We start from the raw sequence: 12,718 nt of genomic DNA on the forward strand, positions 1-12,718 counted from the left end.
GCGAGGGCCGCTGACCCTCCTGCCTTTCGAAACCTGTTTCGAATGTTCTTACATCATCAGACACTACGATACCCCTCAGACGAGGGGCGAAACATAGCCAGATCAGCGCTTACGAAAATGTGGGGAGGTTTTTGCGCTTACAGCTGACCAGCGCACCTTCCCGCTCTTGCTGGTTGATCAGAGGTCGCCTGATAGCGGACATCCCGACCTGTTGGCTTCATTTTGCCAATCGCAGTGACCATCAGCCTCGCGGCGGCGGCAGCCATGAGGGCTCCTGTACATAGGTCCGCGATGCAATCAAGTTCATGGCCTGAAGCCCTGGCAGATTCAGGATGAAATCTCTGCCACTGCGATGGAGCAGCGAATGGGTTTCAAGTTCATGCAGCATGCGATTGACGTGTACTGCCGTAAGCCCCAGCATATCGGCTATTTCTTCCTGGGTCATGGGCATTGGTAGCCGACCCGCCTCGATCTGACCGGCGACGAGCAGTCTGTCATGCAGATCCATCAGGAAGCTCGCCAGCCGCTCGATCGCCGACACTCTCCCAACGGTTGCCAGCAGATCCATGAGGGCGATACGTTCTTTATTGGCGCTCAGAAATAGGCTCATCCCCACGCGCGGGTGTTCGGCAAAGATGCTGCCAAGCCGTGAGAGTGGAATATATTTGATCGTGCAATCAGTGATTGCGGTCAGAGTTTCAACTGCGTTGACGCTCGCAAGGCTCGGTGCCCCCAGAACGTCCCCTGGAATATGCACCTTGAAGAACTGACGCGCACCGCTTTTCAAGGTCATGGAAGAACCCACCCACCCTTCAGTTAGCAAATAAATATGCTGAACCGGCGCACCTTCATGACGGATCGCAGAGCGTCGCCGGTACTCGAGTGTATCGGAGGCAAGTGCGCTCACGGCCTCTCGCTCACCCGCTGTCAAAGTCGCAAATTCAGAAACGCGGCCTGGTGGCACACTGCAACTCCTCTTAAGGCAGTAAGCCTGTCTGATCCCATAGGATCGTTACATCGAGAGCGCCTTAATCGAGATCAAAATCAGTGCAGCGCAAAGCTGCGCCTTCCAAGCTGACCTCGAAAGTCGACAGGTGAATGGTAGCGGTCGGTGGGCGGCTGACAGCGATCTTCTTTAAGTTCTGAAGCAGCCCTTTCGGCCTCGTTCAGATTCTATCTCTTCCTTCGCCAACCTTTTGAGCTTCTAATCGGATAACCTCGCGCGATACCGAGTTGGGTGGCGTTCATCTGCCTGCCGGCCAGCGTGTCTTCTTGGCTTACGCAGCGGCCAATCGCGATCCGCGCTGCTGGGCAGATCCGGATCGCTTCGATATCGGGAGGGAAGCTGGTGGACATCTGGCCTTTGGACATGGCGTCCACTCTGCGCAGGTGCCGGGCTGGCGCGGCTGGAGGCATCCGTGATGCTTGATGCCTTGTCGCGACGGGTGTCGAAGATTGAGGTCCACGAGGCCGATCCTGATATCAACAATCTGATCCAGTCGATGAAAACCCTCACAGTTTCCCTTCACGCGTGAAAGTGCCATCGGCATTTTCGCACCTGTTCACCGACGATGGGAATGGGGGGGAGGCAGGCGAAGCTTGGTTAATCGCGTGTAAGCGTGAAACGCGATCTAATGAAAATCATGGCTGCGGATCGGCAGAATGTCATCCTGCGCTGCTGTTGATTGGCGATAGGGGGGCGACCCAAGCGTCCGGCCGCTGGGGAAGGCGGGATCACGCGGATCGGGGCCACCGCCGTGCGTGGCGCCGTCGCCCCGGCCCGGCGCGACACTGAAGTCCATCCTCCCGATCGAGCGGAGCATGTCGTCATGATCGATAATCCGGTCGCAGATGATGTGAATGACCTCGCCCTCCTTCTGCAGCCGTCCGCGCATCGCGATCATCGACGCGGACATGACCTGCCGCCGGTAGATTTCGAACCGGTCCGGCCAAAGGATACCTTGGGCGACCCCGGTTTCGTCCTCGATCGTGACGAACAGCACGCCCTTCGCCGAGCCGGGTCGTTGACGGACCAGAATGACGCCGGCCACTTCCACATTGCGACCATCGCGGATCGACTTGAGGTCGGCGCAGCGCACGATCCGCATGGCGTCGAGCTCTGGCCGGAGGAAGCTCAGCGGATGATTACGGAGCGAGAGCTGGAGCGACCGATAATCCTCCACCACCTCGCGGCCTTGCGTCATCGGCTGGAGCGTGACCAACAACTCTTTGCCTTCGGGTGAAAATTTTCCCTCGCGCGCATCCGCAGCGGCGAAGAGGGGAAGGGGCGCCTCGCCGAGGCCCTTGACCTTCCAGAGCCCCTGCCGTCGGTCCTGCGCGATGCAGGCGAAGGCGTCGGCCTCCGCCAGCCGCTCGATCGCGGCCCGCGGCACGCCGGCGCGGCGCCAGACCTCCTCCACGCTTTCGAAGGGCGCGGGGCCGCGCGCGCCTACGATTGCAGCGCCATGGAGATTGGCGAGGCCGCGCACCTGTCGAAAGCCAAGGCGCACTGCCTTGTATCGGCCGCGCGCCGGTTCGAGCGTGCAGTCCCAATGACTGTGGTTGATCGAGACCGGCCGGACTTCGACGCCATGGTTCCGCGCATCCCGCACGATCTGGGCGGGCGCGTAGAAGCCCATGGGCTGCGCGTTCAGAAGCGCAGCGCAGAAAACATCGGGATGATGATGCTTCATCCAGCAGGATGCGTAGGCGATCTTGGCAAAGCTCGCCGCGTGGCTTTCGGGAAAACCATAGCTGCCGAACCCCTCGATCTGCTTGAAGGTGCGCTCGGCAAAGTCCTTCGGGTAGCCGCGAGCGATCATGCCGTTCACCAGCTTGTCGTAGAAATGGCTGACACCGCCGGTGAGCTTGAACGTCGCCATGGCGCGGCGCAGCTGGTCGGCCTCGACGGGGGTAAATCCGGCGCCCACGATCGCGACCTTCATCGCCTGTTCCTGAAAGAGCGGGACGCCTAGTGTCTTCTTGAGCACCGCCTCGAGTTCTGGCTTGGGATATTCGGGAGTCTCCTTGCCCTCGCGGCGGCGCAGATAGGGATGGACCATGTCGCCCTGGATGGGCCCAGGGCGGACGATCGCCACCTCAATGACGAGGTCGTAAAATTCCTTCGGCTTGATCCGGGGCAGCATCGACATCTGCGCGCGGCTCTCGATCTGGAAGACGCCGAGCGTGTCTGCCCGCTGGATCATGGCATAGACAGCTGGATCATCGTCCTGAAGGTCAGCCATGCCGACGCGTAGGCCCTTATGCTTTTCGAGCAGATTGAAGGCGCGGTTCATGCAGCCCAGCATGCCAAGGCCCAGGACGTCGACCTTCATGAACTTCAGCGCATCAATGTCATCTTTATCCCATTCAATGATCTGTCGATCCTCCATCCGTGCCGGCTCGATCGGCACCAGATCGTCGAGACGGTCCTGGGTCAGCACGAAACCGCCGGGATGTTGCGATAGGTGTCGCGGCGTGCCGATGAGCCGCCGCGAAAGTTCGAGCGTCAGTTTCAGCCGATGATCGTCGGCATTCAAATTGGCGCTGGCGAGCTGCTCGTCGGTGATGCCGTCCATCGACCAGCCCCAGACCAGGCCCGTCAGCATTTTGGTCAGATCGCGCGGCAGGCCCAGCGCCTTGCCCACCTCTGCGACCGCGCCGCGGGTGCGATAACGGGTGACCACGGCGGTGAGCGCCGAGCGGGTGCGCCCATAGGTGTCATAGATCCACTGGATGATCTCCTCGCGCCGCTCATGCTCGAAGTCGACGTCGATATCGGGCGGTTCCTTGCGCTCGCCCGAGACGAACCGCTCGAATAGCAGCTCATGCTTGATGGGATCGATCGAGGTGATGCCCAGCATGTAGCAGACGCAGCTATTGGCCGCGGAGCCTCGACCCTGGCAGAGAATGCCGCGCCTGCGGCTCTCCGCGACGATCGAATTTACCGTCAGAAAATAGGGGGCGTAACCGAGCTGGTCGATCAGTCGCAGTTCGTGGTCGATTTGCTTCCGATAGGCAGCAGGCAGGCCCGTCGGAAACATCCGGTTCGCGGCCGCCTGGGTGAGAGCAGCCAGCGCTTCCTGCGCGGTGCGTCCCTCCATCACCTGCTCATAAGGATATTGATACTGGATTTCGCCCAGATCAAAGCGACATTGGGCTGCGATGTCGGCGCTGGCCTGAATCGCATCGGGAAAGGCGGAAAAGCGCCGCTCCATCTCTGCCGGGGATTTCAAGTTCCGGTCCATATAGCGCTCGCGCCTGAATCCCAGCCCATCGATCGTCGTCTTCTCCCGGATCGCGGTCATCACATCCTGGAGCGGCCGGAAATCGGGAGAGTGATAGAGAATGTCGCCGGTTGCGACGCTCCGCACGGCGGTCGCTCGCGCCATGGCATCTAGCCGGTGAAGCCGGGCAATATCGTCCGGTCGGCGGCGCAGCGCGAGCGCCACATGCGCGCGGGCACCAAAGACAGTGTTGAGGTCGCGGAGATTGGCCATGGTTGTATCGTCGGGCTGGTCCGGCACCAAGATCGCGATCTGGCCTTCGGCATGGGCGACAATATCGGCCCAGTCGAGGAGGCAGCAACCCTTGCCGCCGCGGGCCTTGCCGATCGAGAGCAAACGGGTCAGCCGCGACCAGGCGGGGCGACCGGTCGGATAGAGGAGCAGGGCCTTGCCGTCCGTCAAATCGACCCGCGCGCCTGCGATCATTCGGACGCCGGTTGCTTTCTGGGCGTCCCAGCCGCGCACCACGCCCGCGACACTGCCCCAGTCGGCAAGGCCCAGCGCATTGTGGCCGAGCAGTGCGGCGGCCGAGAAAAGCTGCTCGGGCGAAGACGCGCCGCGCAGGAACGAGAAATGGCTCGTCGCCTGAAGTTCAACATAGCAGGTCATCAGCCAAAGACACCGTGCATGAACCAGTTGAGGTTTCCCGTCTGCTCATCGACACCGTCGCCCCGTCGGAACAGCCAGAAGCGCTCACCGCCCTCGGCTTCGACCCGGAAATAGTCCCTGACCGCCCACATCTCCTGGGGCGAGCGCCACCATTCGCCATGGATGCGTTCCGGACCATCGCCCGCGACCACGCGATAGCTAGATCCCCGCCAGACGAAGCGCCGGGGCGGATGATCGGGCAGGAGTGCCACGACATTGGACAGAAGCTCGGGTCGCCGGAGCATCCGCACGGGCCGCTTCCAGCTAGGCCAGCCTTTGGGCGTTGCCAATGGCGCGATCCGGCGCACCGCGCGTTCGGGCACGTCGCTCTCATGCGAGGACAGGCGAAAGGGCATGTCTGGATCGATGCGGCCGGCGAGTTGATCGACCAGCAGCGCTATATCGGGCGCGCGATCGCCCGTGATGAGGCTGGCCTCCAGCGTCTGCGCTCTCAATGCCTCGATGCGCGCTGCGCTCAGCGTCATCGCTTCAATGCCAAGGCCTGGATCGATCCGCTCGACCCGCATCGCCAGCATGCGTTTGAGATGCTTCGCATCGCGCGTGGCCCTCGCTGTACCGATCGCGATCCGCTGCTCGGTCCCATCGACGATATGGCAGGCGAGATCAGCGGCGCGCAGGCCAAGGCCCTGTCCGACCAGCAAGGTGACGAGATCATCGACCAGATCGCCGATAACCTGGTTGATCGCCTCGGCGGTGCCGATGGGTTCGAGCAGACGCCGCTCCGCATGGGGTGTATCGACGGGGATGACTGGGACGATGGGTTCGGCGATCAACCCGCGGGCCTGATCGAGCCTTCGAACGGTCGGGAGGCCAAGGCGGCGTGCGAGAGGCCCGCGCGGTATGGGATAGAGATCAGCGATACGCTCCATGCCGAATCGGGCTGCGGTCTCAAGGACCCCCGGCTCCAATCGAAGCGCGCAGAGCGGGAGATCGGCAATGGCCTGGGTTTCGGCGCCGTTGGGAAGAAGGGTGATGGCATCGCTCCTGTAGCGCGCGAGCGCATGGGCGGCGCCTGGCGTGCCGGCGATTGCGATGCTGGCGGTGAAGCCCAAGCGTTCAAGGAACCGCAGCAACCGGCGGCAGAAGCGCGCCTCGCCGCCGAATAAATGGGTCGTCCCCGTGAGATCGAGCCAGAGGCCGTCGAGTCCAGAGACGCAGGCCGTCGGCGTCCAATGCGCGACCGCGTGCAGCGCCAGCCGGTCCAGCCAGGCCTGATCCGCCTGTGGCTGCGCGTCCCGAACCTCCAGGTCCGTCACCAGCGCGCGTGCGTGGGCAGCGGCCATGCCGGGGCGCAGGCCAAGTTCCAGTGCGACCGGACAAGCTGCGGTCACGACGTCCCGTTGCCCGGTGCGCGTGATCAGGACGCTGGGCTTCCCCCAGAGCGTCGCCCATGTGAGCGGCTCGACCGTCTTCGATGTGCCGCCGCCGCCGCCATCGTCGGCGGGCATGGCCTTGAACACATGCTCGGCTGCCTCGCTGCGCCGTCCCATTTCGCGCATCGTGGGCCGCTGATGCGCTGGCATGGCGTCGATGTCGGCCTGGGTTGGACGGCTGCCGAGCGCACCATCGCGAGCCCACCGGGCGCCGGGGCGCCAGCCGCCCGCCTTGGGGACGGAGCAGGCGCCAGGATCATCGTCGATCGGCGCTGCGAAGCGCGGGGCGATCGGGGCAGGGGCCGGCTCAGGCAGCCTGGCGGGCCGCTCTGCCTTCCGCAATCGCTCGATCGGGAGCTGCGGCAGGTAGAGCGAGGCGACCCGTGTCATCGCACGCCTCCAGTTCGATGGAGAAGGGATTGCCGTTCCGCTGCCGGACAAGTTCGACAGACCAGCGCGACCGACCAAGGCCGACATGGGGGAGGGGGCTGGACGGCGCAGCGCCGATGCGCCAGCGCGTCATCGCCGAAGATAGGCCGCTCAAGGGGCAACGCTCGCGGCTGCGATGGCGGCGGAACAGCAGCATCGGCGTCTTGCCGTCAGAGGCGGCCAGTTGAAGCCGGCGGGTCGCGGTCTGGTTGGCGGCCTTTACTTCGGCGACCACGCAGGCGAGCGATCCATCGCGCAGCCCATCTTCGGCAAGCGCCAGAACCTCGGCATCCTTGCGGCCCTGGGCATAGAGGATTTTGTCAGGGCCAAGACCGATCTGCTCAAGACCCGGCGCGTAGAGGTCGAAACGCGTCACCGCCCAGAGGATGGTGAAACCGGGCTGCGCGCAAAAGCGCGCCGCGATCCCGGCAGCAAACAGGGTGGCGCAGGCATCGTCGGTGAAGCTGGCCGAGGCGGCAGCGATTTCATGTAGCCCGGCGCCGTCGAGGCCATGGTCCGCGAGGCGCTCGTCCAACTCGGGCAACTCGAAGGGCAGAGCCGGCCCGCGCGCGGCGCGGGCATGCGCCAGGGTCGCGCGAAGCGCGGCAAGCTGGTCGACCTGCTTATGGTCGAGCGGAGAGGGACAAGCGGGCATGGGAACAACGACTCAAAATGTTCCCTATATGTTCCTTTGAGTCTGACTGCTCGTCAAGCGGCATGAATCTCGGTTCGTCTGAGACTTAGGCGAGGAGGTGTAGGGTTGAGGCATCTCGCTCGCCGTCGAACCATCGTTCGAGGGCATCGTCGAGCAGCGGCGATCCACCGGCGGCTTCAAATAGGGTGAGTGATGAGCGCAGCTTCATCGCGTCGACCGAGCCAAAGACAGCAACCGGGTCATTGTCACCCAGCTTTTGAAGCGCTTTTACGCATTCGAGATAGCGTGAACCCAAGACCGGATGACTGAGATAGGCTCGGGCTTCGCTGAGCGAGGCGATCCCATAATAGTGGGCGGTCGGGCTGTGGCCGAGGCCGCGAAGCTGAGGAAAGACGAACCACATCCAATGGCTGCGCTTGGAGCCGGCCCTGATCTCGGCGAGCGCTGTGTCATAGATTTTTGCCTGTGCCTCGATAAACCGGGCCAGCGTGGCGTCTTGCGTCATAACAGAACCTGCTGTGCGGGCGGCGCGCCGTAGACCTGGGTTACCGGAAGGCTGCCCTCAGGTAGCCAGCGTAATACTTCTTTGGCGGGCACGGTTGGGTCGAGCCAGTCGACCCATTGATCGCGGGTGAGCGGAATGATCTGGCGATGATGATAGGGCGCGACATCGGGTCCGGCGTCCATGGTGAGCATCGTGAAGGCTTCCCCAGCCGGGCTTTCCCGCCAGATGCCGGCGATACAGAACCAGTCATGATCGTCCATCGTGAACAGCCACTTGTCGAGGCGCTTGTCCTTCGGGCGAGGCACGGGTGGATCGGTGAACTCGTAGAAGCCGTCAGCCAGGATGAGGGAGCGATGCGATTTGAATTCGCGTCCCTCGGTCCGGAAATTATAGACCGGCTTCCCATTGTTGCCCGGCCAGCTCCAGCGGCGGTTGACGAGTTCGCCCAGGCCCCGCCCGCCCTCCACGCTTCGGACGATCGGCGCCATGTCGGTCATCCTGATATCCTCGCGCGCCGGGACGTTGGGTTTGCCCTCGGGCATCTTGATCTTGATCTTTAGGTCCTCGAAATCCTCGACGATCGAGGCGATATCGACCTTCAGTCTATAATCGTTGCACATAGGCTCTCCGCGCGGTTTTCTTCCGCTTGCCCTTGGCGTTCGTTCGCTTTATGTTCTCATCATGGACTCGAAAGCAACACCCTTCGACTCCGACGCTCTCGGAAGTCGCCGTGCCATCATCCGACGCAATCCGGATGATGCCCGAGAGATTGAGATGATCGAAGCGGCCTGGGGTTCCAACCCGCGCTTTTCCGACGGCGTCTCTTATGAGTTCATCCGGTCCGAAGGGAAAAGCTTTCCCAGCAATCGCTGCCTTGTTCCGGCCTCGGAATTCCATATCCGCAACGGCGAGAAGAAATTCCGCGCCTTTCGCGAAGACGGCAATTTCTTCTATCTCGCCGCCATCTGGGAGCCGCCGATGGGCGACTGGCCAGTCAGCTACCGCATCCTCACCGTCGATGCGAACCCAGACGTCATCCGCTATCAGAGCCGCCATGGCGCGATCATCGAGCGGCGGCAGGTCATGCAATGGCTGGATTTCATGATTCCGGAAGAGGAACTGTTGGTGACGCCGCCGGGCGACATTTTCACAATCGAGGAAATCCTGACCAAGCCTGTGCAAACGAGTTTCGCCCTTTGATGTGCCAGAACCAACGATCATGCCGATGACTATGATGCTTCCTCTCGATGTGCCGCCGCAGCCAGGCGTGCCGGTGCTGCCGGGACTCGTGCAGCGGGAGAATTTCATCACCCGGTCTGAGGAGGAGGCGCTCATCGATGCAATTGCTGACGCGGGTCTGACGCCTTTCCTTTTCCAACAATGGACCGGCAAGCGGCTGACTAAAAGCTTCGGGTGGAGCTATGATTTCCAGACCGGTGTCTTCGCGCCGGCCGAGCCCATTCCGCAATGGGCGGTGCCGCTTAAGGCCCGCGCGGCGCGGTTCGCGGGTCTGGAGCCGGACGAACTCAAGCAGCTGCTGCTGATTCGTTATGATCCCGGTGCGGGTATCGGCTGGCATCGCGACCGCCCGGCGTTCGAGCATGTGATCGGCATTTCGCTCGGCGAACCGGCCGCCATGCGCTTCCGACGCCGCACGGAGACTGGCTTCGGCCGAGCCAATGCACCGCTCGCGCCGCGTTCCATCTACCATATGTGTGGGCAAGCGAGGCATGATTGGGAGCACAGCATTACGCCTGTGGAGGCGCTGCGATGGTCGATCACATTCAGGAGCCTGAGGAAATCGGCCTCTTAGCAGGACGCAGCCGTAACGTTAGGAACCGAGGTTCCCTTTGTCCGTTACCCCTTCATCGATCCGCGCATCTTTGCCCCCCGCTCGTGCGGCTCGATGAAATCGGCAGCCCGTCAGTTCCCCCGACTGACGGGCCGCCTTCATGTCGTAGAGGGCAGGCTATATGGCGCCCAGACTGAAGCTCTTCCGAACACCGATCGGATTTCACGACGCCTATGTCGCAGCGCCCAGCCAGAAGGCGGCGTTGGAGGCCTGGGGTGCCGATGCCGATCTGTTCGAGCGAGGCTTTGCCGAACGGGTTGATGATCCCAGGCTTCTGGCGCAAGCGGCCGAGCAGCCGGGCACCGTCATCAAACACGCCCGCGGCACCGCTGCGGAACATCTGGCCCACGCGGCCGAGCCGATGAAGGCCACGCCGCGCAAGGCAAACGGGAGGGTGATCCCTGCGAAGCCTCCGACTAAGCCCCGGCCGCGACCCAGCCGAAAGGCGCTGGATCTGGCGGAGCAGAAGCTGGACGAGCATCGACTGTCGGTAGAAGCGCGCATAGCGGAGCTGGAGGACGAGCGCGCCCGCATCGGGATACAGATCGCCAAGCTCCGCAAAGAAGGGGAGGTACAGGCCGGCAAATTTCAGGCAGCGGTCGACAAAGCCCGCGCAAAATATGAAGATGCGCTGGACCATTGGCGCGGGCAGGATTGATAGGATCTGACGATCCTTAAAGGCGTGCTGCGACCAGACAGATATGGAACTGGGCATGGCCGATGATATGTTGAACGACGATGAGAAGGCCTTCTTCACACTTGCTCTGGTAGAACAATGCGTGCGCAATACCGGGCTAGAGGATCTCCATACGGGGGTGACGCCCAGCAGCGCGACGGGTGATTATAGCGACGTGAAGGTCGTCACGCCCTATGGCGAAATTCCCTGGGCTAACCTCTCGCGCATTTCCGACGAGGAAATGAAGGCGCTGATGATAGAGGTGACCAACAAGGTCTTCACCTTCCTGACGCGCGGTGACGACCTGATGACGCTGGGGCCGGCGGCTCGATGGAACAAGCCAGAGCTCGACCAAGGACTATTGGCGAAGGCGGACCGTCGCGCGGCGCAGCGCGGACGCCGATAAAGCCAATATTACCGTAGAAGCCTCGACGGCCACGGTTTCGCGCCATTTACAGCGCGATCTGGCCAATGCTGCTCCGGCATTTCTCAAGTTTATTGTGCGATGCAGCAACATATTTCGCACTTGCAGCGTTATATGGTCGGATGGGCCTCTGCCCATGGAGGGACAGTTATGACGAAACTGCACTCGACGATCGCGCAACTTGGAAAATTGCGGGCATTATCGCTCCAGCCGTCGCCACCGTCCGACCGGGGGCAGCTCAGCGATATGGAGGATTTCGGCTCCAATCCTGGAGCGCTTCGGGCCAGATATTATCTCCCGCAGGATTTAGGCGGCTCGGACCGCAGCCGGCATGTGCCGCTGGTCGTGGTTTTGCATGGCTGCACGCAAAATGCCGATGCATATGACTATGGCGCTGGCTGGTCGCAGCTGGCGGATGAGCTGGGCTTTGCCTTGCTGTTTCCGGAGCAGCGGCACGCCAACAATCCAAATCGCTGCTTCAACTGGTTTGCGCCTGGAGACTCGGCGAGGGACACAGGTGAGCCGCTATCGATCCGCCAGATGATCGCCGCAATGGTCGCGGCGCACCTGATCGACGAGGCCCGCATCTATGTGACGGGCCTTTCGGCTGGCGGCGCGATGACGTCGATCATGCTGGCGACCTATCCCGAATTGTTCGCCGGTGGCGCGATCATCGCCGGCTTGCCTTACGGCGCAGCCGCGTCCGTCCCTGAAGCCTTTGCGAGCATGCGCGGCGAGGGCTATCCCGATGACGCAGTGCTGGGCGCTCTCATCCGATCCGCCTCTGATCATGCAGGACCTTGGCCGACCATCTCTGTCTGGCAGGGGGACGCGGACCGGACGGTGCACGCCTCGAACGCGGAGAGGATCATTGCCCAGTGGCAGGCCGTCCATGGCAGCGACGCCTCAGACGTTGAAACGCGGACCGTGGACGGGGCGCGCCAGCGCCTCTGGCGTGATCGCGATGGCCGCGTGGCGATCGAAGCCTATGAAGTGATCGGGATGGGGCACGGGACGCCGCTTGCGGTGTCCGGTCCTGGCGCTTGCGGGGTCGCCAGCCCCTATATGCTCGATGCCGGGATCTCATCGACCCGGCATATCGCGGCATTCTGGGGGCTTGCCGAAGAAAAAGCGGCTATGCCGGTGGAAGTTCAGGCTGGCGTACAGAGCGACCCCATCGCGCGCGTGCGAGATCCTATCCCATTTCCATTGCGAAACGGCGCGACCCCATCGCGGCAGGAGTCCGGCCGCGTGAATGTGGGAGCGATAATTGAAAACGCTCTCAGACGGGCCGGCATCATGCGATGAAGGGTCATGCCGACCGCTAATGAGTGTCCGGCGCGAGAGTGGACAGCGGATCGCCAGCCGAGGTTTCCGCCCGCCGCGCCGTCGGCTTCACCATCCCGAACCGAGTGGCTTGAGCGTCAATCGGGCGTGAAGCCGAGCAATCCGCGTTGATAGTCCTCGACTACATAGGCGATCGGCAGACCATCTGCCCGGATCATGAGCGCGCGCTGGGAGAACAGGATGTGTGACGGTGTTTTGGCGGTGGGCCCGCCTTCCTTGGGCAACCATGCTGAAGACGACCCTGCCGATTTCCGGTCGAGATGCAAAGGCGCGACCACCTTGCCGAACGGCGTATCGGTCTGCTGAAGGCTTGCCTCCATGGCAGCGGGCAAGCGGGAAGGGACATACCAGAGCCGTGCAACGGAGAGGATATGCCCGCTGCAGCGCAAGCGGACGTGCCGCATTTGAACGCGGTCCGACGCCTTAAGCTGCAACGTACGGCGCAACTGCGCGGTGACCGGGACCGGCTTGTTCGCGATTTTCTCGGCAATGACTGCGCCTG

General features: G+C 62.6%; 12 protein-coding genes and 1 pseudogene. 6 read left to right on the forward strand and 7 right to left on the reverse strand.

The genetic code is table 11. From position 1 onward, the window contains the following. Positions 1-241 precede the first annotated feature (241 nt). Entirely contained in the window at positions 242-907 is a 666-nt protein-coding gene (locus tag VMR39_RS14920) for a Crp/Fnr family transcriptional regulator (protein ID WP_325416753.1), read from the reverse strand. A 305-nt stretch (positions 908-1,212) separates the two neighbouring features. Between VMR39_RS14920 and VMR39_RS30505 the strand changes: the two genes are divergently transcribed. Further along, a complete protein-coding gene (locus VMR39_RS30505) occupies positions 1,213-1,422 on the forward strand; it encodes a cytochrome P450 (RefSeq protein ID WP_414712524.1) in 210 nt (69 codons plus the stop codon). A 209-nt stretch (positions 1,423-1,631) separates the two neighbouring features. Here VMR39_RS30505 and VMR39_RS14925 read toward each other — a convergent pair whose 3' ends face one another. The 5 genes from VMR39_RS14925 to VMR39_RS14945 all read right to left on the reverse strand — a co-directional run bounded on the left by VMR39_RS14925 (position 1,632) and on the right by VMR39_RS14945 (position 8,537). After that, positions 1,632-4,895 carry an error-prone DNA polymerase gene (locus tag VMR39_RS14925; RefSeq protein ID WP_325416754.1) on the reverse strand — a complete coding sequence of 1,088 codons (3,264 nt, stop codon included), beginning with the start codon at positions 4,893-4,895 and terminating at the stop codon, positions 1,632-1,634. Further along, positions 4,895-6,718 (reverse strand): DUF6504 family protein, encoded by a 1,824-nt coding sequence (locus VMR39_RS14930; protein WP_325416755.1) that lies wholly within the window; start codon positions 6,716-6,718, stop codon positions 4,895-4,897. Before VMR39_RS14930 ends, VMR39_RS14925 begins: the two co-directional genes overlap by 1 nt. Then, a complete protein-coding gene (locus VMR39_RS14935; RefSeq protein ID WP_325416756.1) occupies positions 6,636-7,412 on the reverse strand; it encodes a protein ImuA in 777 nt (258 codons plus the stop codon). Before VMR39_RS14935 ends, VMR39_RS14930 begins: the two co-directional genes overlap by 83 nt. An 85-nt stretch (positions 7,413-7,497) precedes the next feature. Beyond that, positions 7,498-7,917, reverse strand: a complete 420-nt coding sequence (locus VMR39_RS14940; protein WP_325416757.1) for a DUF1810 domain-containing protein — start codon at positions 7,915-7,917, stop codon at positions 7,498-7,500. Next, positions 7,914-8,537: an SOS response-associated peptidase gene (locus VMR39_RS14945; RefSeq protein WP_325416758.1), complete on the reverse strand. Its 624-nt coding sequence runs from the start codon at positions 8,535-8,537 to the stop codon at positions 7,914-7,916. Before VMR39_RS14945 ends, VMR39_RS14940 begins: the two co-directional genes overlap by 4 nt. Before the next feature lie 154 nt (positions 8,538-8,691). On the opposite strand from VMR39_RS14945, the gene VMR39_RS14950 reads away from it, so the two are divergent. From VMR39_RS14950 to VMR39_RS14970, 5 genes are all read left to right on the forward strand, one after another. Then, positions 8,692-9,117 carry an SOS response-associated peptidase family protein gene (locus tag VMR39_RS14950; protein WP_325416759.1) on the forward strand — a complete coding sequence of 142 codons (426 nt, stop codon included), beginning with the start codon at positions 8,692-8,694 and terminating at the stop codon, positions 9,115-9,117. Positions 9,118-9,184: 67 nt separating this feature from the next. After that, entirely contained in the window at positions 9,185-9,730 is a 546-nt protein-coding gene (locus tag VMR39_RS14955; protein WP_325416760.1) for an alpha-ketoglutarate-dependent dioxygenase AlkB, read from the forward strand. Positions 9,731-9,890: 160 nt separating this feature from the next. Then, positions 9,891-10,427, forward strand: coding sequence for a hypothetical protein (locus tag VMR39_RS14960; protein WP_325416761.1), 537 nt, complete (start codon positions 9,891-9,893; stop codon positions 10,425-10,427). Between the two features lie 55 nt (positions 10,428-10,482). Next, complete coding sequence (locus tag VMR39_RS14965; RefSeq protein ID WP_325416762.1) at positions 10,483-10,851, forward strand: hypothetical protein; 369 nt, start codon at positions 10,483-10,485, stop codon at positions 10,849-10,851. 168 nt (positions 10,852-11,019) lie between these two features. Then, positions 11,020-12,177 (forward strand): PHB depolymerase family esterase, encoded by a 1,158-nt coding sequence (locus tag VMR39_RS14970; RefSeq protein WP_325416763.1) that lies wholly within the window; start codon positions 11,020-11,022, stop codon positions 12,175-12,177. Between the two features lie 116 nt (positions 12,178-12,293). Here VMR39_RS14970 and VMR39_RS14975 read toward each other — a convergent pair. After that, positions 12,294-12,718 (reverse strand): annotated as a pseudogene (locus VMR39_RS14975) (hypothetical protein); the annotation flags it as partial.

It is taken from the genome of Sphingobium sp. (assembly GCF_035511395.1).
GTDB lineage: Bacteria > Pseudomonadota > Alphaproteobacteria > Sphingomonadales > Sphingomonadaceae > Sphingobium.